Source organism: Bradyrhizobium oligotrophicum, assembly GCF_051168495.1.
GTDB classification, from domain to species: domain Bacteria; phylum Pseudomonadota; class Alphaproteobacteria; order Rhizobiales; family Xanthobacteraceae; genus Bradyrhizobium; species Bradyrhizobium oligotrophicum_A.
On the sequence record NZ_JBNPVB010000032.1, the window covers coordinates 21041 to 42309 of the forward strand.

Sequence of the window (21269 nt, forward strand, 5' to 3'; positions counted from 1 at the left end):
TCAAGTTCTAGCGGCTCGAGGGCCACAAACGACAGGACGGGTAACGCTCCGCAAGCAAATCTCCAATCCGGTAGGTGATCAAGAAGTCGCGCCACATCACGAATTGTCCCATCACCGCCGCGTTGTTTTCGATCTCTTTGATCTTCTTGAGTCGCTCACCGGCGAAACCGTCCGTATCCTCTCCATTGTAGGTGAAATGATAGGTTGGTGTGACCTCCACGTACCACTGTCCGGCCAAGCGCACGAAACGATGAAGAAAGCCGGAGTGCCGCCAGTAAGACGCCTTTGACGGATCTTTCCAATTTCTCCCATAGCTCCCCACCACGCGACCCGTAGTGGTGTTCTGCAAGCTTCGGTACGCGAAATTCAGGCTGTCACGGTCTCGTGGCTTTCGAAAATACAGCACGCCAGAATCGTCCGGCTGAGCCGCTGCCGCCGGCGCTGCACACGGCTGCCGTCTCGATTACCCGCCGGGGCGACGGCGGCCATACGCTCGCGATCAGCGGACGCGGCCGCGTCGATCCCACGTTGCAGCAGCTTCGGTTCGCGGCGCACTTCCTGCCGATGTTCGCCAAGCGCTGGCGCAGCCTGCTGCCGGGCGGCCTCGAAGGCCTCCGTTCCGGACACGAGACGGTTGGCCGCTGGCGGCTGGATGAGCCGACTCCGATGGAGGTCACTCGCATCCTCGATCCGAAACCTGATCCGGCGACGATCCGCCTCACCCAAGCGCGCACGCTGGAGCTGCTGCCGGCGTTGAAGCAGAGCCAGGTCACAGCGACCTGGGCGAGCTATATCGATTCCACACCGGACGGCGTGCCCGTCATCGGCGAGCTCGCCGCGCTGCCCGGCCTGACGGTCGCTGCCGGCTTCAGCGGCCATGGCTTCGGCATCGGTCCCGGCGCCGGTCATCTCATCGCCGATCTCGTGACCTCCGCCCAACCGATCGTCGATCCCAGGCCCTACGAGCCCGCTCGTTTCGCGCGGCATCAGTCCAAGAAGATCGCAGACTTCTGAAGGTCGCGTTCCCGGGATTTTGAGCCCCCAGAATGAGTCAGGGTCGCTCGGCTCGCCAAATTCACCGGTTCGCATCTCTCCGGCGCTCTTACCTTTGCGGCTGAGTTCGTTCAGTTGTTTGGGTCCTGCTCATAAAAGGCGTTGCAGAGCAATGATGCCGTTTTCCCCCAAACGGTTCCTCAAGTCTCTGATTTTGTTGCCTTTCCCTTCTTCCCTAGGGAGCGCCATTTTCCAGGCCAAGCTATTGATATCTAGGGCTTGATCGGTGGAGTTTGCCACTTCGCCTACTGGCGGTTTGCCACTTTCATTTTCGGACTGCCGCTGGATCGCCTGTCTCGCTAACCGCTCCTGGTCAGCCGCGCGCGTATAGCGCTCGACTTCTGCCAGAGTCTTGTGCCCAGTAATCGCCGCGATCTCGCTCGCGGAGCACCCGGCCTCGGCTAGTCGCCGCGCGGCGGCTTTTCGGAGCCCATGGGCTTTGCAGCGTTGGGGGAGCCCTGCTTCCCGGATGGCAGCCGAGATCATCTGGCCGAAGCCCTTCACCGAGAACTGCTCGCCATAGGCCGTCGCCAGGATTGTCGAGTGGCTACGGTTCGCGGTCGAAAGAACGCGCTCCAATGCCTCGTGGATCGGAATGGTGAGCTTCGCGGCGGTCTTCTGCTGCGCGACGCGAATCGCACCTCTCGAAATGTCTGCCCACGTCATCCGATGAACGTCTGACCCACGCTGTCCTGTGTAGAGCAGCAGCGCAAACGTCAGACGCTCCCGTGTGCCTTCCGGCCAGTGGCGCTCGAGGACCGCTATCTCGCTTTCATTCCAGGTATGGATTTCCTTCGACTTGTAGCCCCGCACACCGGCAGTTGGATCTCGATGGGTCCATCCCAGCGCTATAGCGTAGCGGATCAGGGTTCGGATGCGCTTCAGTAAGATGATGCCAGCACCAGGCCTGTCAGCCATCTTGCCGATAACGATGTCGACGTGCTCTCGCGTCATTTGATCGACACGCCGGTGACCGTGCTCTTCAAGGAAGCCGTCGATCACTCGCCTATAGTTAGTGCGACTGGACGTGGATAGCGATCGATACTGAGGAGAACCGTAATAGAGGATCGCGAGTGCGGCGAAGGTCTTGGGAGCGGCTGCCCGTCGTAACTCCGCAGCCTTCGGCCTTTTGGCCAACAGCGCCGCGTATGCGTCCATAAACTCACCAGAGCCGGGCAAGCCGGGAAGAGGCGTCCGCTTCCCATCGCGGCGGAAGTAGTAACGCATGCGGCCCTGACGATCACGAAATGCGTGAACATACTTCAACCGGATTACACCACGTCCGCCCATGTATCGGATCCCTCGCTCTCTCCTTCATGAGGAAGAGCCTTGAACGCTGCGCGGAGCTCATCAACGTCCCAGACAAATCGCCGGTCAATTCGTCGAGGGCGCGGCATCCGGGATTCTTTCACGAGTGCTCGGAACTTGCTTGCGGAGACGCCGATCGCCGCAGCCGCCTCGATTTCGCCAAGGCCAAATACAACTGGCAAAAGTGGCAATATGTCGATTCGCGAGGGCGCACGCTTCATGATCGCTACTGAGGTGACTCAGTCCTTGGCGGACTCGCCTGTCGCCAATCTGGCAAATCCACATTCTGAAGTGAATGTGCTAAGCGCTTTGGTCGCAAAATCGAGGGGTTTGGAGTATAGTTGGTCCAAGCCTTGGGACTTCTTCAACCCCATCGCCAAATTAGGTTGCAGCGCCCGTTCCGCTGCTAAAAAATGGCGCGAAGGCTGAGCATAGTTGCAAGCGGACCGAAAATGGTTCGTCTTAAACGCAAATCGGACCCCGAACAATTCTAGTGTCCGTTCGTGCATCCCGCGGCGCTGGAGCGTGCGACAAGGTCGAAGGCATTGTGGGTCTTTCCCGCGATCGAATTCCGGACGAGCAAAGAGCGGAGTACAATTTTCGCTAATTCTTGAAAAGATCGGCGAATGGCTCTAGACTCGGTTCATGCCGCCTTCGTCGGCTAGGCCGTTGCCTTGGCAAAGGACTTTTGGTCCAACGACTATTCCTTCACTTGGCTCTCGCGACCGATTCCCCTCATTCGGCCGATGAGACGAGCAACGCGTCTTAATCCGGCCGAGATGAAGGACGCTCGCATGTTTTCGACGCTTGAAGGCGCGAAGAAATTCGCCAAGAATCTCAAAGCTTTGTTTGACGACAGTGGGATCATTTTTCCGCTTAATCGCTGCCAGAAAGCCGCGATCGCAGGCGGCTTTCGAGATTGGCACGACCTCGGCAGAACGTTGGCAGGGTCGGACCGACCCGTTGATCCTCGCGCATTTCGCCGCAGGCTGATCGCGTTTTTGCCCCAGCCGTGCTGGATACCCGCATTGTTTTGGTTGGATGAGGGGAAGCTGGAGACAGCGGCTGGCGACGGACTCTCGCACAACTACTACCGCGCCGTCGTGCCCTACGTGTTTTCGTCGTCTGTCATTCACCGAAGCAAGTCCGCTCTGCTTCGCCCTGGCTCAGGTCCGGGACAGCGGTTGCGGGAATCGATGGTCGTCTCTCTCTTGCTCGGAGGAAAAGGCAGCAAGAGAATGATCCCGCAGCTCGAGCCGGACACCTTAGCGTTCGTCGTTTCCGGCGACACGGCAAATCTTTTCGGCGTCGATGCGGAGCATCCTCGGTTCGAGAAGGATTTCGCCTCCCTCGTGGTGGCCGGCATATTCGAATACGAAGATGGCATCCTGCGGGTACTGCCGGCGGACAAGGACGAGGTCGCTGCGCACGCGGCCAGAGGGGTCACCGACCGCGCACAGTATTTCGCTGGCGTCGGAGGCGACGAGGCAGTGGAAGCGCTCTCCGTGGCGCTCTCCGCAACCGGAATTGAGCAGCCTACGCGTGTAGCGGAAGCCGTCGTCGACAAAGGTTCGGAGACACAAATCACACCGCCTGGGCCAATCCTCGAACTGTTGTCCAAGCTTGCAGAGAATGGAGAACTGGTTGCCGTTTCCCGGGCTTGGCGCGTGTTTAAAATGATCCATCCAGAGAGCGCCGACTTACTGCGCGACTCGGTGCCGGCTAAGATATTGTCACCCTATCTCGCCCGAAACCGCGGGATCGATGCCGGGAGGATGGTCGGGTGGATGTTGACAAGATCGGAATGGGCAGAAGCGGCGAAGGCCGCCCTGAACGATCCGGCGCACTTCAAGAAGACCGTCGACGAGATGGCTGACGCGATAGCAGCGACGAGTTAGACGGCGGGAATTGCGTCGCCCTTAAGATTCGCGATTTCGGCTGCGATGGGGTATCGCTGCCTTCAGTCCGGCGATAGGACGCGAAATGCTAATCCATAGTGTAGTCGTCGATGGGCCTTTAGCGCTGCGAATGCGGCGCCTTGATGCGGCTCGCGAAGGGGCCACGGGTCGGCAGGTCCTGACGCTGCCGCTTCTCGCCGCACGCCTTGCCGGCGGCTTCGTGTCGCCAGCCTCGCACGAGGTCCTGTATCTGGCTATCAGGCAGGCGCTCGAGGCGGGCGGATACGAGGACATTGGCAAGGTTTCCGAACTGCCGGGGATGCCCGCGGCTGCGCTATCGGCGCTCCGGGACTGGTGGGACATGGAGGCCCCGGCTTCTTTGCCCGACAATGCCCGCCTTAGGGACTTTGTGTTGCTCGAACGCCGCGTCCGAGACGAACTGCCGTCTGGAATGCTGACGCCTCCCGATTTGGTCAAAGCTGCCCTGGCGCGACTTCGTTTCGCTCCAAAAGTACTCGGCGCCGTCACTATTCAAGACGTCGCCAATATCCAAACCGTTTGGTATCCGCTCATTCAGGCGCTCTGCGATGTCGTGCCGGTGCGATGGATTGCATCGCAGCATAGTCGGCGCGACTGGTTCTCTGGGGAGACCCAAACGCGCCCATCCGGCACAGCATTGCTTGGCTCCGCAGACCTTTGTGCCGATCCACGAAACGAAGTGCGGGAATCATTGCGTTGGGCGCGCGCGCTTGTAGCGGACGGAAAAGCCGCTCCCCACGAGGTCGCCATTTCGGCTGCCTCGCCGTCGGCTTGGGACGATGCGTTTCTGGTTCTCTCTCGCGAGGCAGGTATGCCCGTGCATTTCACGCACGGCATTCCGGCGCTAGCGACCCGTGAAGGGCAGGCCTGCGCTGCACTCGCGGACATCCTGTTACGCGGGCTGTCTCAGGAACGCGTGAGGCTCCTGTTTGCCCGGCTGCCGCGCAGCCCAGCCAAGGAAAACGTGCCCAGCGACTGGGCTAAAGGCTTGCGGCGAAGCGCGGCGCTGACCAGTCCGACCCTTTGGCGGCATGTTCTGGAGCAAACTCGAGACGAAAGGGCAAATGGTGACCTTGCGGAACGGACATTGTTGCCGATTCTCGAAGACTTGGCCGGCGGGATTGCGTCGGCAGAGAGAGTAGGGCGCAGTCTTTTGAATGGGCCGGCGCTGAGCCTGTGGCGGGATGCTTTGCGCATGGCGCCCCCACAGGCAATCGAGCTCTCCTTGCAGGCTCTTCGCGTTGCCGACGGACGCGAGCCGGGAAATTCTATCGCGTGGGGACCCGCCCGTCACGTGGCGGCGGCCCCGCGCGCATATGTTCGCCTCGTCGGGCTGGATGCGAACGCGTGGCCCAGGCGGTCGAACGAAAACGCGTTGCTACCGCAACATCTGCTTGGGCAATTACGACTTCCGTCCGCTGAAGCAGCCGAAATTGACCGGATGACGCATGACATCATTGTCGGCCAATCGACCAACTACTCGCTGTCACGCGCCCATCGGAGTGCGACTGGATCTCTACAAGCAGCCAGCACATTGTGGCCGAGAAAAGCAGAACGTGTCGTCGGGCGAAGCGCGATACCCCCGCATGCTTTCAGCGAAAGCGATCGTCTGTACGCCAGACCTGGCGACGCCGGCAAAGATCCCCAAGTGCGTGCAAGTCGTGCGTGTTGGCGCGCATGGTGGGATAGTGAGCAACACACGGCTCATGATGGGAAGGTTCGTGCCAACCACCCGCTCGTTGTCGATGCCCTTTCCGAAGTCCAATCCACGACCTCTCTCCATCGCCTTCTATGCGATCCGTTGGGGTTCGTCTGGGAGTACGCCCTTCACTGGCGAGAGCCAAATCTAGACCCTCAGCCCCTCGCTCTAAACCATCGCGCCTTCGGCGAGCTCGTTCACGCTCTTATTGCGGGCGTGTTGCGGAATGGCACGCCAAAAAACATCGATGAGATTGAGGTTGCCCTGGATCGAGAGGCCGCCCTTCTTACCGAAAGATGGCTAATCACCAGAGCCGTTCCACCGGGGCTTCTCTGGCGTCATACAGTGGAGATGGCACGCGAGCGAGCGCTGCGAGGACTCAAAGATACAATCGATGAGCCGCGCGGCAGGAGCTGGACCGAGCTTTCGTTTGGCGAGCCCAATGACGGACCTCATCCGTGGACCACACTCTCACCGGTCCAGATCGGAAAGACCGGAATTGTCTTCCGTGGACGAATTGATCGCCTTGACGAAGACGCGGCACGCGGCGCGGCAGTCGTCACGGACTATAAAGTTGGGACGGCGCCCGAGCGGAAGAAGTTAGTCGTGTTCGATCGTGGCGCAGAACTCCAGCGTGTCTTCTACGGCCTCGCCGTGCGGTCTCTCCTTGCTGATGTTCGGAGCGTGAGCTCGCAATTGACTTACCTAAAGCACGACCCGGCGCGGACTTTAAGCCTTACGAACGAGGAACTTGAGAAGGCGATTGACCAGGCGGTCGCATTCACGGCGGCCGGCGTTCAGCTGCAACGCAATGGCCAGATTGCGCCAGGGCCTGCGCCTGTATTCTTTGATCCGCTTGCTATCGCCCTGGCAGCCGAGCTCGATTCTTACCGTCGCGTAAAGCGACGCCTATTTGCTGGAGTGAACAGCGCGCTAGACAAACTTTGGAGTAGCCCGTGAGCGTGCCTGACCTCGATGCCCGCAGACGCGCGCTCACTGATTTTGAGACCAACATGCTGGTCGAGGCCGCGGCTGGAACTGGCAAGACGTCATTGATGGCCGCGCGCGTCGCGATGATGATCGCGAGCGGGATTGATCCTTCAAAGATTGCAGCGATCACCTTCACCGAACCGGCGGCGAGCGAGCTGGAGGCGCGGATACGCTGGACGGTCGAGGAGCTTCGCCACGGAAGGACTCCGCCCGCACTTGCCGGAATTCTCTCACTACCGTTAGACCCAGCAGAGCGGGCGCATCTTGATGAGGCAGCACCACGCATCGGAGAAATCACCGCCACGACCATCCACGGGTTTTGCCAAGGAATTCTTCGTTCGCACGGGATAGACGTGGGCCTCGATCCCGGTTCGCGTGTTGTGGACGCGATCATTGCCAATGCACTCTTTGACGAAGTGCTCGCGAATTGGCTGAAGGAGATGCTGGTCTCTGACGAAGCAGACGGCGGTCCCATCGGTGTTCTTGCCAAGGATGACCCGCTGGGGGTGGTCGAGCGGGTCCGCGAACTTGCCATCCTCCGGCGAGAGCATCGCACCGCGACCGTGCCGGCGCCGGATTTCTCAACTCGCCCGGACAAAACGTTCGCAGACGTCGTCTCTGCATTTGCCCGCTGGCATGTCGCGGGACCAGGAGAGCCGTGGACGGCAGGCCTCATCGCGGATCTTGAGCGCCTGTCTGCGTTTTTTGCAGGCGATCACGCCACTGCGGGTTTTTCCGCGTTGTGGCGCCTGACCCAGCCGCCCCGTATCGGTATGATGCGGCAAAGAAGCATCGACTTGCTGTCTTATGACAGGATGCGCGCTTGGAAGCAGAGTCTTGGCGAGAAGGATGGACGGCGTCGCGCAAATGAAGCGGTCGAACACTTCGAGACGGTTCGCACCGCGTATCGAACGTTGATTGGCTGCATTGCGCAAGGTCTGGCGCATGAATTGGCTGCGCATCTGACCGGGGTGATCGAGGCGTACGACCGGCGCAAGCGAGAGGCGGCCGTTCTCGATTTCGATGACTTGTTACGTCAGGCGCGAGCGCTTGTTTGCGAGAACCCCGATATTCGCGCTTGGCTCGCCGGCCGGTATGCTTACCTGCTGGTCGATGAATTCCAGGATACTGATCCCGTGCAGGCGGAAATCGTTTTCTGCCTCGCTGCGCGTTCGCAGCCAGCGACTTGGAGCAGCGCAACATTGCGCCCTGGAGCGCTCTTTTTGGTAGGAGATCCCAAACAGGCGATCTATCGATTTCGTGGTGCTGACATTGAGTCTTACGCCCTCGCGAAGTCCGTACTTGGAAAGGCCGGCAATGGCTGCGTACTTTCTATCACCGCGAATTTCAGATCCCGGCCGGATGTCATCACGCACGTAAACCACGTGTTCAGCGACGTTCTTGGAAAGGCGGGACAACCGGGTTTCGTCCCGCTCGCACCGACTCTTACGCTGCCGCCAATGCCGATCAGTGCGGCTGCGAAGCTGACGATCGATGTGCCACGTGATGCCAACGCGGAGGAACAGCGCGAAGCGGAGGCGGAAGCTGTTGCCAAGCTGTGCGCGCGCCTGATCGGCGCCCTGAAAATCCATCATCCGGATGGAACTGAGCGCTATTTGCGCGCAGGCGACATAGCGCTGCTTGCTCCTACACACACCGATCTCTGGCGTTATGAACGCGCCTTAGAAGCGCAACGCATCGCGGTCGCCTCCCAGGCAGGTCACGCGCTCTTCCGACGCCAGGAGCTTCAGGACGTGCTCGTCCTGGTTCGTGCGCTGGCGGACCCACTCGATACTTTGGCGTTCGGCGCGCTCATGCGAGGTCCCGTTGTCGGACTCACCGACGAAGACCTTCTTGATATTACGGCGGCTCTCGCACCCGACCAAGATGGGCGCCGGCGCTTCCAGTTGCGGACCTCAGCAGAAGAGGTGGTCAACCCTATCGCAAACGATGTCTTGTTGAAACTCCAGGCACTGCATCGCCTTGCCGCCGAACTCACGCCGATGCAGCTCGTCGCTTTCGCAATCGAGCGCCTGAACCTGAGAGTGATCATGGCGGCTCGCCATGGCCAGCGCAACGCGCGCGCGCTCGCCAACCTTGATGCCATTGTCGAACTCGCCAGACCCTACAATGTTGCCGGGCTGCGCGCGTTCGCGCTCGATCTCCAGCGCGGATGGCAGAGCAAACGCCGGCATCCGGAAGGGAGAGTCGACGCGTCCGAGGACTCGGTGGAGATCGTCACCATGCACAGCGCCAAGGGGCTGGAATGGCCCGTGGTCATCACCGTGAACTCGTCGACGCAGTTCAAGCCCCAGGATCAGTTCGTCTATAGGCAATCAGACGATACAATTCACTGGATCGTCGGAGGGATCGAGCCGCCTGAACTGGCTACCGCCCGTGAAGAGGAGGAATTTCGCGAGGCGCGGCAGCGCGAGCGGCTCTGGTATGTCGCAACAACGCGTGCCCGAGATCTCTTGGTGATCCCTGATCTGCCTGGCGCTCCCTCGCGATCGTGGTCGCGGGTAATGGATCTGGGGCAAAAGCGACTTTCCGAGATTCGAGCTGACGCGTTGCCCGAGCCTGTGATGAGCGCGTCGCAACCCATCGCCAATGATCAGACAGTGGCGGTATTTTCTGCAGAAAGCCAGCGACTAAACGCCGCTTCACCGCCTATCGTATGGGACCGTCCGAGCGACCGCGATGCTGATCGCAGCGCCGACCTTGTTGATGCATTCGTAGTCGATGCGGCGACCGACGTGACGGCGCGGATTGTAGGAGCGGGCGCTCTCCGAGGTACGATCCTGCACAAACTTATGGAAGAGCTACTCACCGGGGAACTTGAGCAATTTCGTGAAGAGGCTACCCTTCGCGCGACCGAGCTGCTTGCTCAACTGCAATCCGATGATCCGACGGATGCCGCAAGGCCCGACGCGATCGAGATGGCCGAGACCGCGCTGAGCACGTTGGCCCTGCCTGAGCTCGCGCCCTTCCTCGCGAAACTGGTGCCCGAAGTCTCGCTCTGGACGGCAAATCCGCCGCGTTTTCTTGCGGGTCGTGCAGATGCAGCCGCAATCGAGGGAGAGCGCATCACACTCGTCGTCGACTGGAAGTCAGACGTGAATCCCGCGGCGACGACACACAGTGCGCATGTGGCGCAACTGCGCGACTATCTGCGTGTCACGGGTGCCGAGCGGGGCGCGATCGTCTACATGTCGGCGGCGCAAGTGTCTTGGGTCGAACCGCCGTAGCCCCGATTTACCAGGGAGGGTTGAGGATTGGCGACGGCGAGCACACCAAGACTCGGCGCGATCCACGAGTCATCGCGACGTAGAGATTGCGCGCGTTGAGAGCGCCGGCATTGAGGACGACCGAGATGTCGGCTTCGAGACCTTTCAGGAGTAAGGTGCTTCCGACCGAACGCTTCGCAAGCGGCCGTCCGATGAGCCGCGAGTACTCTCGGATCGTCACAGTCGCTTCTCGAAACGATGGTCCCTCCGGTGAGGTTGCAAGTTGAAGAGCGCGCTGTGCGGCTGCCAGAACTGCAGGACGGTAGCAGCGAACTCCGCCGGCGCGGTTGATGGTGGTGAGTAGATCCGCAACATCTGCAAGCGACCGCGAATTGTCAAATCTTAAGGCCGCTTGCTCGATGGCCGTGAGAGCCCGCCCGAGTTTACCGGCGTGTGCGGTCGAAACGGACTTGACCAGATCGCTTGCTGAAAAAGCGCTCATCAAGTTTTCTGCGAAGCCGGCCACGACCGAGAGCGCGTCTGATCTGGCAAGGTCGAGGGCACTGCCAAACTCCGTGAGGTCGCGCAGGTCCACCGCCTCGACGGTGACTGCTCCTTCGACTTGCCGGGCGAAACGACGTTGTCCCCGAGGGTCCGTGCTGTCGCCGATAATCAAAACCTTCGTGTCGCCCGGTGCGGCGACCGAAGCCGCCGCCTGCCGCAAGGCATCGTCCTGGCGGCCATCGAGTTGAACCCACTGCACACTGCCCGGTGCGGTCCGAAGATCGATAGGTTTCCCTGCTGCGAGGTCGGGTCTTATCGATAACAACCACTGACCCAGATCGTGCGCGCCTGCGTTGTTCCACCTCCACGGCGTGGTAAGTTCTCCCGCCTTTGGGAAGAACCCTAGTACGTCCGTCTGCCAATCCGCCAACTGATCGGCGCCGAATCCAAAGATGGCTTGAAACGGATCCCCGACGATGGCTGTGGATAGACTCTGAGCCAACCACGTTACCAGTGCGTGCTGTCGGGTCGAACAGTCCTGATACTCATCTACATAAAGTTGCGCGAAACTGGCCGCGAGAATGTCATTGAGGTGGCCGGCGGCGACGAGACGGGTAGCCGTGTCACGGATCGCCTCATAGTTCGGTCGGGCGCCGGTGACGATGCGCCGATCATGCCCCGCTCGCTGCGGAAATGTCGAAATAAGTCTGATGGCGAAGCCGTCCAATGTTGCTGCGCGGTAAGCGCTCGGCTTTACACCCGCTTTTTCGAGGCGGCCGCGTAGTGCGGCGACGCCAGCGTTTGTGTGAGTCAGCACCAAGATAGGCTTTGAGCCGTCATGTCTCGCGAGAGCATCCGTGATAAGTTGGGTTTTACCGCAGCCGGCCGGCGCTATCACCAGTCCACGCCCAATCGTGCGCAGGTCGATGTCAGCGGCCGCCATCTTCGACCCAGTCCAGAACGCCGTCAATCACGTCGGTGAGGCTGTCGTCAGTCTCGCTATAGGCAGGGCCCACTATAGTCCGGCCCGCCGTCTCCATCGTGCTGATGGTCTTTAGCCATCCAAAGCGCGCCGCTGCATTTCCAAGAAGCGTGCGAGTATCGGGGCTGAGGCCATCTATCAGTGCCTCAGTTTCCAGATCCTTGAGTTTCATTGCGTTCTTCGAAATCGTCTTGATATGCGCTTCAATCAATGCGCGATCCTTCACCTCAATGGCAAGATCCAGAAGATCGCCAGCGGGGCCGTCCGGAAGCGCGTCGAACAATTCCTGTTCCAGTGCTCGCCCGCCGCCCCATGCAAAGACGCTGCCGCCCCTCGCAATGAATGTAGCTTCCTCCTTCGCTGGGGCGGGCTTGTCGCTGTCTCGCAGGATAGCCGTCCGGTAACCCAGAGACTGCAGAGTGATCGCGCGGTTGAAGGTTTCGTCGCCGTTGCCGTTGACTAGGGCCGCGCCGTTTGCTGCGAGCGATTTATCGCCACGGCTGGTGAAATGCTGATCTAGGCCGCGCAATAGGCCGATTTCGCTGCCACCCTCGCACACCACGATGGACGAGGCGAGCAATGCATGGGCGTGGGCCCGGATCGTGCCCTGTACGTCCCCGGCGTCGCTCGCGCGACGGACCGTATGCTGCTCGTCGTTCTTGCGGACGATATGAAGCTGGTGTGCGCTCAGCTCGGTGACGGCAATTGGTGAATGGCTCGTTGCAAAGACCTGCAGCGGCGGCACGTCTTCCTTGGCACCCAGCGCACCGAGCAGGCGGATGATCCGGTGCGGCTCAAGCCCATATTCTAGCTCGTCGATCAGAAACGTCGTCGCCTTTTCGGCCGCCTTCCGCTGGAGGGCAGCGATCAGCAGCCGCGAAGAACCAAGTCCGAGAGCGCGCAACGGCACTCCGTCATCGTCATGCAGCGAGATCGTGCCGCCGGTGAACGTGACAGAACCGGCATCGATCAGCGCCTGTACAGCCTTTCCGACCGGTACGCCCATATTACCTGCAGCGTCCTTAACGATCTTGAGCGGTTCCTCAAGCTCTTCGAGCTCTTTCTTGTCGAAGGCGTCGCGCATCTCGCGAGCTGCTCGCGTCAGCTCCTTCGATGCGTTTGCCTTGCCGTCGCTGAGCTTTGTCAGCACGGATCCTCGCCGCCAAGTCAGATGCATGTCCCCGGTGACGCCAAGCCTCGCCGGAGCGATACGCGTGCGGTCGGCCCAGTTGAGATTACGTGTCCGACCTGCAGCCTGGGCACGCGGCGAGACAAGCGTCCATTCTGGTTCGAGGTCGTCCTGCACCGTGAGCTGGAGCGTTAGGGCGGTTTCGAGCCCGGCGCCGGGTTCCGGCTCCACGAGCCCGGTGTCCGCATCGAAGCCCACGAGGAAGTCGCCATAGGAATCGATATTTTTCAGAGGGTCGTCGAGGTCACCAAGAGCCAGTGCAATGCGGATCGGTCGGCGGAAATCGATGGCGTGGAAATCCGCGTCAGTGAACGAAAGCGATCGGCGTGCACCGAGGCAAAGATCGATTGCATCAAGGATCGTCGACTTGCCGCTGTCGCCCGGTCCGACCAGACAATTTATGCCGGGACCAGGCAGCCAGCGAAGGGATTTCACCGCCCGAAAGTTCTCGATTTCAAGCACACGGACCAGCGCCATACTGCGTTCTCTCCGCTCGTTCGTCACGGGAACATGCACCAAACGGGCAGAATTCCACAGCTGAAGGCGACGATTTCGCCCATCTAGGCAACCTTAAGCAAGGTATAGCCTAGTAGAATCCCCCTACTTATGGTCGAATAAATATAGAAAACACGCGCGCTTTGAAAGAGATTCACTCATTCTCGTTCGACAACCAATTCGGCAATCCGCTTCGCTTGGCGAAGCGTCTGGCAACAGGCCTCCATGACGGACGTTACACCATCACAGGGCGCCGGGCTTCAGCGACCACTTTGCGACCGATTCATTCTGCTCCCTGAAATCAAGGAGGGCGGAATGGGCACAATTCAGAAAGCGGTCGATCTTCAGTCCAACAAATTCGCCGCTATCAAGCGAATGAAGCAAACCGCAGACCAGGAGCGATCGAACGCGTCCTTCAACCGGGAAGTAAACGCACTGGAGCGGCTAAAGCACCCTAACATCGTTACCATGCTGACTGTGGATCGGGACCCGTCCGGCCATTGGTTTCTGGCAATGGAGTGGATCGACGACAACCTCGAAGACTGGATTCTCCGTTACGGAGCGCTCGGCTGGAATGCCTTTCTGAGAAACCTCGGCCATCCCCTTCTTAGCGCGATCGAGTACGCGCAGATGTCACACGACCTCGTGCACCGCGACCTCAATCCGCGGAACATCCTCGTTACAGCTCAGGGCATTCCGAAAATTACGGACTACGGAATTTCCAAGGTGCTGGATGATCGATACGCCTGGCTCCCCAAGGCAGGCCGGACCTTGGTTGACGCGCGAACTCCTGGATTTAGCCCCAAGGAGGCAGACGATCGTGCGTTTACCCGTACGCGAGATTGTTACTCGCTTGCCGCCATCGCGGTCTTTTGTCTCGTTGGCCGAAGATTCGAATCTGATGCGGACCTTACGATCGCTTGCCAGGAGGCAAACCTCCCTGACTCGGTTCGACCGCTCATCGAAGATACCTTGTCTGAGGATCCAGGCCGGCGTCCGATCGATGCAAGGACTCTGCAGATTCGGTTGAAACAGGTCGAAGACGCGCGAGCCAGAGAACATGCGGCTGGTTTTCGTTGCTACCTTGAGCTTTCCGACGCGTGTATGACGCGACTTCAGACAGCGCTGGAGCTCACTTCGCACGATGCCGTTGAGGAGTTCATCCTGGAAGAAGTCTCCGACATTTGCGTCATTGAGATGAAGCGGACGCCTCAGGGCGAACCTGCCCTCGACGCCTTGGACATAATCGGCGGATCATGGCGATTTCGAGCGGTGAGAAGCGGCCGAGCTAGTGAAAAGCTCGAAATAGTCGCGGCCTATGAACTGGATCCAGCGAAAGCCGGAGAAATTCGCGATCAAGCCTATCGTCCGAGCCTATCATTTTCATTCTCGGAATCACCTGATCCCGACTCGTCGGCCCAAAGCCTTGACGAGCTGATCGAAGATATTCGACGTCACGACGCCAAACGCGCTCAGGAACGGAAAGCAATCAATAGCGAACGCATATTCCGGGCCTGGAAAAGCTATCTTCGAGACCGTCACGATCTTGAGGCCAACCGGTCTAGCGCCATCATTTTTGTGAGCAGACGGATAAACAATGACACGGTGACGTTCACCGCTGATATCGCCCAATCCGCCGATATTCTTGGGCAGAAAAGGTTCGTTCGGGTTGGGAGTCGGCACGTGTTCGGCACCATTGCTCGCGTGACTCTCGATCAGATCGCAATGAGAGTTGACGGAGGCGACCCCGAATCGTTGCCCAGAAAGGGTGAGCTTCTCCTCAATACGCGGGCGGCCGAATCGTCGCTGAGTTATCAAGGCTCCGCGCTCGACGCGGTGATGTATGGGCGAATTCCCAATCCGCGTCTGCGGGAGATTCTTTTAGACCCCAGCTGCGCGCGCGGACCTGATCGCTTGGAGGGGGCGGAGATCAAACGTCTGGGCCTTTCCGGCGAGAAGCTTGGCGTCATATGCCAGGCTCTGGGAACGACCGAGATGCTATCGATCGAAGGGCCGCCCGGAACGGGTAAAACTGATCTGATTTCCGAGATTGTAACCGCCTGGCTCGAGCGTTTTCCTAAACATCGGATCTTGATCGCCTCCCAGACACATACGGCGCTTGATGAGGCGATAGAGCGCATCACGAAGCTGAGATCCGAAATGGGCAGCGCAATAATTCGCATTGGTCGCAACGATGATCCAAGAATAGCGCTCACCTCACAGCGGCTGTTGCTCCAGCAAAAAGTCAATGATTGGGCGGAGAGCGTGCGTAGGCTCGCTGAAGCCAATATGACCGAGTGGGCCGCTGCTAACGGTGTAAATCGGCAAACCGTCGAGCTCGGGATAAGAGTCGAGCGCCTGGTACAATTGTTGTGGCGTCGCTACGAAACCGAACGATTGATCGATCAAGAGGTCGATGGCGTCGAAAGCGCGGAGCGCCAGCTTGCCCAGCCAACGCTGTCGCCAGACGAGAGCGAGGAGCTTGAGGTCACGACAACAGAGATCAGCAACCGCATATCCCTGCTGAAGGACACTCTGCGGACCATTAAGAGACAAGAGAGAGAGGTGAGATCCCAGCTATCGGAATGCCCGGATTTAGGACCCGATCTTGCCCGCATGACGGACATCGGCGAATTACAACAGTGGCAAGATCTGTGCTTTGACGGTAACGAAAACGTACGGCTTTGCCGCGAACGTCTTGCACTACTCGAGAGTTGGTACTTGCGGGTGGGACGCAGCGGTGACTTCAATGCGGCTGTAATGAATTCTGCTCGAATTCTCGCCGCAACGTGCGTTGGCATAGCGGGGACCAGAGGCGTCGAAAACGTCGAATTCGACCTGTGTATCGTCGATGAGGCCTCGAAAGCGACCGCAACCGAAATACTTGTGCCGCTATCGCGAAGCCATCGCTGGATCATTGTAGGCGATCCGAAGCAACTGCCACCCTTCTTCGAGGAGTTCGGAGAAGAACTCATCGAAAAATTTGACGAGAAGAGCGAAATTCGAGCAACGGTCCTCGATCGAATGATTGCGCCCGAAAAGGGACTGCCGAAAGCCTGTCGTGCGGAGCTAAAGATCCAACGCCGTATGATTGAGCCGATCGGCAACCTCGTGAGCGACTGCTTTTATGATGGCACCCTACAGAGCCCAATCAAGTCGCATGGGCTGAAGCTGACGCCGGAGATCGAGGCCTCAATCACTTGGTACACAACCTCGAAAGAGCATCGAAGGTTCGAGCGACCGGTTAGGAATACTTTCGAAAATCTTCTGGAAGTTGAATGGGCGCGCGCTACTCTTGATCGCTTGGAGCGCGCAGCTAGACGTCAGGCAAAGCAAATTAATGTGGCCCTGATCGCCGGCTACGCCGCGCAGGTGCAGCGTCTCTCCGAAATGACAGAGAGAAACGCTTCCGATTGGCCCTCGCTGCAGATTGTCTGCAATACGGTGGATGCGTTCCAGGGCAAGCAGGCTGATGTATGCATTTATTCGGTCACTCTTTCGAACCGACGAGGAAAACTGCGGTTCCTAAAGGAGAAGCCTCGCCTTAACGTCGCACTATCCCGAGCCCGTTCAGCGTTGATTTTGATAGGAGATCATCATTTTTGCAGGACTGCAAAGGGCTTCAATCCCTTTCGTCCGGTGATCGAATGGGTGGAGTCTCACTCTAATGTTTGCCACCTCGGAAGTCTGCGATCATGATTTCCGCGGCAAAGATTCGACGATTCGACACGCGCGACGGCTTTGAGCTGGTGGACTTTGCAGAAGTCGGATTACCCGTGTTTCGGCTCACAGTAGAGGCCGTGACGCTCCAGAAGACATCAATGCCTACCATCGAAGAGTTCGTGCTGCGCTCGATCGAAGCAGGCGAGCGGAAGGCGGAGGGAATATCGCGTCTATTGGGCCTCTCAGAAGTCGTCGTTCGCGACGGTTTGGACACTTTGGCGTATGATGAGCTCGTAGCAGTATCAGAAGATGATCTCGATGCTGCCGATCGCACCTACAACGTAACGTAGCGTGGAAAGGAGCTTCTGGCCCAAGGCACTCGCGTATATCGAGACGAGACCCTAGTATTCGACTACGACGGTCTTCGACGACGCCCCATACGATTGGGCAAGGAGAGTCTTTTGCGTGCGACCGAACTCTCCGACATGCGGGCGTTTCAGATACGGCCCTATCCGGTCGACGCGCCGCCGGTCGAGGAAATCGCTCTGAATCAAGTGGTTCCGGCAGTACGTCGTATCTCCGATCGTCCGTTCGAGCGTACGCTGCTCGCAATCAGACGCATCGTTCGACGACAAACACTATTTCGCCAGGCGGTCGGACTTGTCTATCGGGGCATCGAATCCAACGACTATCAAGTTGGGTTCGCGATCGGCGATACGCTCAGCCAAGAGCATGAAATGCTCTTCGCTCGGCACGGCGGAGCGAAGAAGCCGGGCTTCATCAGGGTACAATCTTATATGGACGCAATGGGGGCGATTTCCCACCGCCTTGGCGGTGCGCTATGGAATTCGCTTGCCGACCGCCAAACAGTTAGCCAGTTGCAGCGCGAAATCACTGGGGCGCTGGACGAGTATTCGGTACTTCTGGCGAAGATGGGGCGCCCAAAGAGGCGCCCCAAGCCGGAGGATCAAACTTGGCCGGATCCAGCTCGAGTTGAACAACGACTAACCGAGCTAAGACTCAAACTCGACAGACAAGGTCTTCGACTCGGCTCGCCCTACGAGCTCAGAGAACTTCTTGATGAGGCTCTGGACAAGGCTGAACGCCGACTCTTGATAACGTCAAGAACGGTTGACGCAAAAGCGGCTCCCAAAGGTGTTATAAAGAAGATCACGGATCTATTGTCAAATGGGGTCAATATCCGCATCGAGACTTCGCTCGAGCTGAACGTCAATCCGAAAGGAAAGGCCGGAGCTTTTGAGCCGGCTGTGCAGCTATGTCTCGAGGCCCAGCAACGGGTCGGGTTTTCTCTCGCCCACACGCCGGATGAAAATGAGCTATTCTTTCTTATCAAGGACGACGACTTGGCGATTGTTTCCAACCACCCATTTTTGAACGAACCCCCCCAGAAATGCTTTACCCCTCGTGCTGCCGTGGTTACGAGAGTGCCCCAGCAGGTCAGGGAGATAGCGTCCTTGGCCGGCCTGAAGGATGTCAGTCCCGTGTTTCTTCGAAAGAAAAAGTGACGTGGGTCAGTCTGGGTACATCTTAGAGGTCACCGCGGCCACGAATCGTGGTTTGGCTCGTCGGACCAATGAGGACGCGATACTGGTGGAACAATGGGTAGGTCTCGGTGATGCCGATTCCCATGGCATCACGCGAAGCTCGTTTGCGGACGTGTTGCTTGCCGTGGCTGACGGCGTTGGTGGTCATAGCGCTGGCGAAATTGCCAGCCGACTAGTTGCCGAGCGCCTCTCACTGATGAGATCAAGTCTGGTTGTAGGCGACATCGATGCAGCGACTAGAGCAATCATGTGCGTTGATGAAGACTTGAGAGCAAAAGCGAGCTCGCATCCATCGTTTTTCAACATGGCGAGCACGCTTGCGATGGCCCTGGTCTCTCCGGATGCGTTAACACTCTCGAACGTCGGCGATAGCCGTATCTACTTTTCGATGGGCAGCAGTGACCTCCGACAGATGAGCAAGGACGATTCGCCGGCCTCTTCTCGGACAACAAGCCTGTCCGATGGCGAGATAACCGGCCGTTCCAGCCATCTGATAACACAGGCTCTCGGAGGAGGCGCTTTGCGGCGAACCCGCCTTGAGCCCCACACGCTTCATCTGCGTAGTCCGGCTCCGTGGACGCTACTTCTTTGCTCAGACGGTCTGACAGATGAGGTCGACGAGCGTTTGTTTGTTGCGGATGTGGTCACTAGGGGATACGTGGCTGACGATCTCGTGGCGATGGCCCTTGACGCGGGGGGACGCGACAACGTTTCGGTAATCGTGGCTCGTTGCATCGCACGCTGATAGTCGGACTAGCAAGTTTGCGTGTTGGGTACCGACAGCGTCGGCATGCTACCTTTGAACGGCAACCGCAGAACGTAGGCGGATGTCATGCCTGCAGCAAGCCAAGACGATTGAAATCGCGACGACCGAGAACGAAGTTGAGTCCAGTTCCCCGCTCAGGCTCCGCCAATAGCAGCAGCAATCCGAATGCTTTTATTGCTTCGGGTGGAGGCATCTTGGCTTGGGCAATAATGCTTTGAACATAGCGCATTATGAAACCGGCTAAGACGTCAGCCGCCTGGATCCCTGCGGAAAGGTTGGACGCGGAAAAAGTGAGCTCTCCGCGTTCCATAAAACGATAATCCGCATGCTGCAGGGTCGTGTCCCCAGGCGTGGTGTAACTCGGTAGAGCAAAGCCGTCCGCCCGCGCGCTCCCCCATTGCGCCGTAGCGGGTGGGCGGCTTTGCGGTGGTCACCGGCGATTGCTCGGTAGGGTCGGGTTGCTGACACCAACCTGATTCGAGGAACCACCGATGACCGACGAGATGATGAACCTTCGCGCGCTCGTGGAGAAGGCCCCGGACGCGGATCTTCTGCGCGAGATGATCGGCTTTGCAGCCCAGCGATTGATGGAGATGGAGGTCGCCGGGCTGACCGGAGCCGCCTATGGCGAAAAGAGCTCCGAGCGTCTGGCGCAGCGCAACGGGTACCGTAACCGCACCTGGGAGACGCGCGCCGGTGCGGTCGAACTGCGTATTCCCAAGCTGCGCAAGGGAAGCTACTTCCCGGGCTTCCTGGAGCCGCGCCGGATGGCTGAGAAGGCGCTGACGGCCGTGATCCAGGAAGCCTACGTCCAGGGCGTCTCGACCCGCTCGGTCGACGATCTCGTTCAGGCGATGGGGATGAGCGGCATCTCCAAGAGCCAGGTGAGCCGGCTCTGTGGCGAGATCGATGAAAAGGTGAAGGCCTTCCTCGCCCGTCCGATCGAGGGCGACTGGCCGTATCTGTGGATCGATGCCACCTACGTGAAGGTGCGCCAGAACGGGCGCATCGTCTCGGTCGCGGTGATCGTCGCGATCGGCGTCAACAGCGACGGCCGGCGCGAGGTGCTGGGTATGGACGTCGGCCCATCCGAGGCCGAGACGTTCTGGACCGCATTCCTGCGCAAGCTCACACGCCGTGGCCTGCGTGGCGTGAAGCTCGTGATCTCGGATGCTCACGAGGGTATCAAGGCCTTGGGCGGCCTCCATCAGCGCATTCCGCGCCGTCTGGTAGTTGCAGCGTGGCAAAAAGGTGAAAGCCCTGCTCACCTACGATCGAGACTTGTTTCTGTAATCGCCAGATATCACTGAGTTTCCCATCCTCGCAGATGGTCATCGGCGGGCTCGACCGCGGAATGTCCAGTCAGCAAGCTAGTTTCGGGGACATATTCGAAGCTGCGGTCTGCGCCCCATCCACCGCAAAGCCAGAGAGAGAGAGATTCCCTCGGTAAAATCGGGATTTGCTGCCGCCTCGGCCCTGGTCTAGCCGATCGGCTTGAATTGAAAACCGATAAAGGACCAAGTCCTCTCAGGTCGATAAGAATGGAGGCCGCTGGTGGTGGCAGGGCAAGAGATAGACGGGATCAAGTATCCGGTGTTGACGGAGGAACGCCGATGCCACTCTAATTGGCTCGGTATTTCTCCTCGGTCAGTTTCAACAAGACATCCCTGATGTTATGCAGTCGGGTTCTTGATGTTTCGTTGTCGGGGCGACTGTATTCCCAATCCCGAGAGGGCCTTGCTGGCGCGAGGAGCCCCTTCGTGCGTCGTTGGTAATTTTCTACAGACACCAGACCGTCCGGGTCCGTAAACATGAAGACCTCGAACAGGTCCCAATCGAGACTCGAGTCCCTGACATACTCGGATGGGACGATAGCGAGCATCCGCCAACC

At 59.1% G+C, this 21269-nt stretch carries 13 protein-coding genes and 2 pseudogenes; 10 read left to right on the top strand and 5 right to left on the bottom strand.

Features of this window, described 5'->3' with window-relative positions; all coding sequences use genetic code 11:
• Positions 1-7: 7 nt before the first annotated feature.
• Entirely contained in the window at positions 8-349 is a 342-nt protein-coding gene (locus ACQR1B_RS34445; protein ID WP_434837362.1) for a hypothetical protein, read from the bottom strand.
• 71 nt (positions 350-420) lie between these two features.
• On the opposite strand from ACQR1B_RS34445, the pseudogene ACQR1B_RS34450 reads away from it, so the two are divergent.
• Positions 421-1014: pseudogene (locus tag ACQR1B_RS34450) on the top strand (NAD(P)/FAD-dependent oxidoreductase); the annotation flags it as partial.
• A gap of 129 nt (positions 1015-1143) precedes the next feature.
• Here the strand turns inward: ACQR1B_RS34450 and ACQR1B_RS34455 are convergent.
• Positions 1144-2280, bottom strand: a complete 1137-nt coding sequence (locus ACQR1B_RS34455) for a tyrosine-type recombinase/integrase (RefSeq protein ID WP_434837361.1) — start codon at positions 2278-2280, stop codon at positions 1144-1146.
• 198 nt (positions 2281-2478) lie between these two features.
• On the opposite strand from ACQR1B_RS34455, the gene ACQR1B_RS34460 reads away from it, so the two are divergent.
• The 4 genes from ACQR1B_RS34460 (at position 2479) to ACQR1B_RS34475 (ending at position 10235) form a co-directional block, all read left to right on the top strand.
• Positions 2479-2790: a hypothetical protein gene (locus ACQR1B_RS34460; protein ID WP_434837360.1), complete on the top strand. Its 312-nt coding sequence runs from the start codon at positions 2479-2481 to the stop codon at positions 2788-2790.
• Between the two features lie 365 nt (positions 2791-3155).
• Positions 3156-4259, top strand: a complete 1104-nt coding sequence (locus ACQR1B_RS34465) for a hypothetical protein (RefSeq protein ID WP_434837359.1) — start codon at positions 3156-3158, stop codon at positions 4257-4259.
• 130 nt (positions 4260-4389) lie between these two features.
• Complete coding sequence (locus ACQR1B_RS34470; RefSeq protein ID WP_434837358.1) at positions 4390-6957, top strand: PD-(D/E)XK nuclease family protein; 2568 nt, start codon at positions 4390-4392, stop codon at positions 6955-6957.
• A complete protein-coding gene (locus ACQR1B_RS34475; protein ID WP_434837357.1) occupies positions 6954-10235 on the top strand; it encodes a UvrD-helicase domain-containing protein in 3282 nt (1093 codons plus the stop codon). Before ACQR1B_RS34470 ends, ACQR1B_RS34475 begins: the two co-directional genes overlap by 4 nt.
• A gap of 7 nt (positions 10236-10242) precedes the next feature.
• Here the strand turns inward: ACQR1B_RS34475 and ACQR1B_RS34480 are convergent, their stop codons facing one another.
• Positions 10243-11661 carry a UvrD-helicase domain-containing protein gene (locus ACQR1B_RS34480; RefSeq protein WP_434837356.1) on the bottom strand — a complete coding sequence of 473 codons (1419 nt, stop codon included), beginning with the start codon at positions 11659-11661 and terminating at the stop codon, positions 10243-10245.
• Positions 11648-13366, bottom strand: a complete 1719-nt coding sequence (locus ACQR1B_RS34485) for an ATP-dependent nuclease (protein WP_434837355.1) — start codon at positions 13364-13366, stop codon at positions 11648-11650. Before ACQR1B_RS34485 ends, ACQR1B_RS34480 begins: the two co-directional genes overlap by 14 nt.
• 243 nt (positions 13367-13609) lie before the next feature.
• Here ACQR1B_RS34485 and ACQR1B_RS34490 point away from each other — a divergent pair, with 243 nt between their 5' ends.
• The 4 genes from ACQR1B_RS34490 to ACQR1B_RS34505 all read left to right on the top strand — a co-directional run bounded on the left by ACQR1B_RS34490 (position 13610) and on the right by ACQR1B_RS34505 (position 19357).
• Positions 13610-17083, top strand: coding sequence for an AAA domain-containing protein (locus ACQR1B_RS34490; RefSeq protein ID WP_434837354.1), 3474 nt, complete (start codon positions 13610-13612; stop codon positions 17081-17083).
• Positions 17080-17397 (top strand): hypothetical protein, encoded by a 318-nt coding sequence (locus ACQR1B_RS34495; protein ID WP_434837353.1) that lies wholly within the window; start codon positions 17080-17082, stop codon positions 17395-17397. The genes ACQR1B_RS34490 and ACQR1B_RS34495 overlap by 4 nt, the downstream gene beginning before the upstream one ends.
• A gap of 111 nt (positions 17398-17508) precedes the next feature.
• Positions 17509-18573 carry a hypothetical protein gene (locus ACQR1B_RS34500; RefSeq protein WP_434837352.1) on the top strand — a complete coding sequence of 355 codons (1065 nt, stop codon included), beginning with the start codon at positions 17509-17511 and terminating at the stop codon, positions 18571-18573.
• A 52-nt stretch (positions 18574-18625) separates the two neighbouring features.
• A complete protein-coding gene (locus ACQR1B_RS34505) occupies positions 18626-19357 on the top strand; it encodes a PP2C family protein-serine/threonine phosphatase (protein ID WP_434875149.1) in 732 nt (243 codons plus the stop codon).
• An 85-nt stretch (positions 19358-19442) separates the two neighbouring features.
• Here ACQR1B_RS34505 and ACQR1B_RS34510 read toward each other — a convergent pair whose 3' ends face one another.
• Positions 19443-19688: a hypothetical protein gene (locus tag ACQR1B_RS34510; RefSeq protein WP_434837350.1), complete on the bottom strand. Its 246-nt coding sequence runs from the start codon at positions 19686-19688 to the stop codon at positions 19443-19445.
• 181 nt (positions 19689-19869) lie between these two features.
• Here ACQR1B_RS34510 and ACQR1B_RS34515 point away from each other — a divergent pair.
• Positions 19870-20628: pseudogene (locus ACQR1B_RS34515) on the top strand (IS256 family transposase); the annotation flags it as partial.
• Between the last annotated feature and the right edge of the window lie 641 nt (positions 20629-21269).

What these genes read in the sequence shown, in the direction of transcription:
- ACQR1B_RS34510 (WP_434837350.1), bottom strand. Translation starts at nt 19,688, where the DNA reads ATGGAACGCGGAGAGCTCACTTTTTCCGCGTCCAACCTTTCCGCAGGG.
- ACQR1B_RS34455 (WP_434837361.1), bottom strand. Translation starts at nt 2,280, where the DNA reads ATGCGTTACTACTTCCGCCGCGATGGGAAGCGGACGCCTCTTCCCGGC.
- ACQR1B_RS34465 (WP_434837359.1), top strand. Translation starts at nt 3,156, where the DNA reads ATGTTTTCGACGCTTGAAGGCGCGAAGAAATTCGCCAAGAATCTCAAA.
- ACQR1B_RS34470 (WP_434837358.1), top strand. Translation starts at nt 4,390, where the DNA reads ATGCGGCGCCTTGATGCGGCTCGCGAAGGGGCCACGGGTCGGCAGGTC.
- ACQR1B_RS34495 (WP_434837353.1), top strand. Translation starts at nt 17,080, where the DNA reads ATGATTTCCGCGGCAAAGATTCGACGATTCGACACGCGCGACGGCTTT.
- ACQR1B_RS34485 (WP_434837355.1), bottom strand. Translation starts at nt 13,366, where the DNA reads ATGGCGCTGGTCCGTGTGCTTGAAATCGAGAACTTTCGGGCGGTGAAA.
- ACQR1B_RS34490 (WP_434837354.1), top strand. Translation starts at nt 13,610, where the DNA reads ATGACGGACGTTACACCATCACAGGGCGCCGGGCTTCAGCGACCACTT.
- ACQR1B_RS34480 (WP_434837356.1), bottom strand. Translation starts at nt 11,661, where the DNA reads ATGGCGGCCGCTGACATCGACCTGCGCACGATTGGGCGTGGACTGGTG.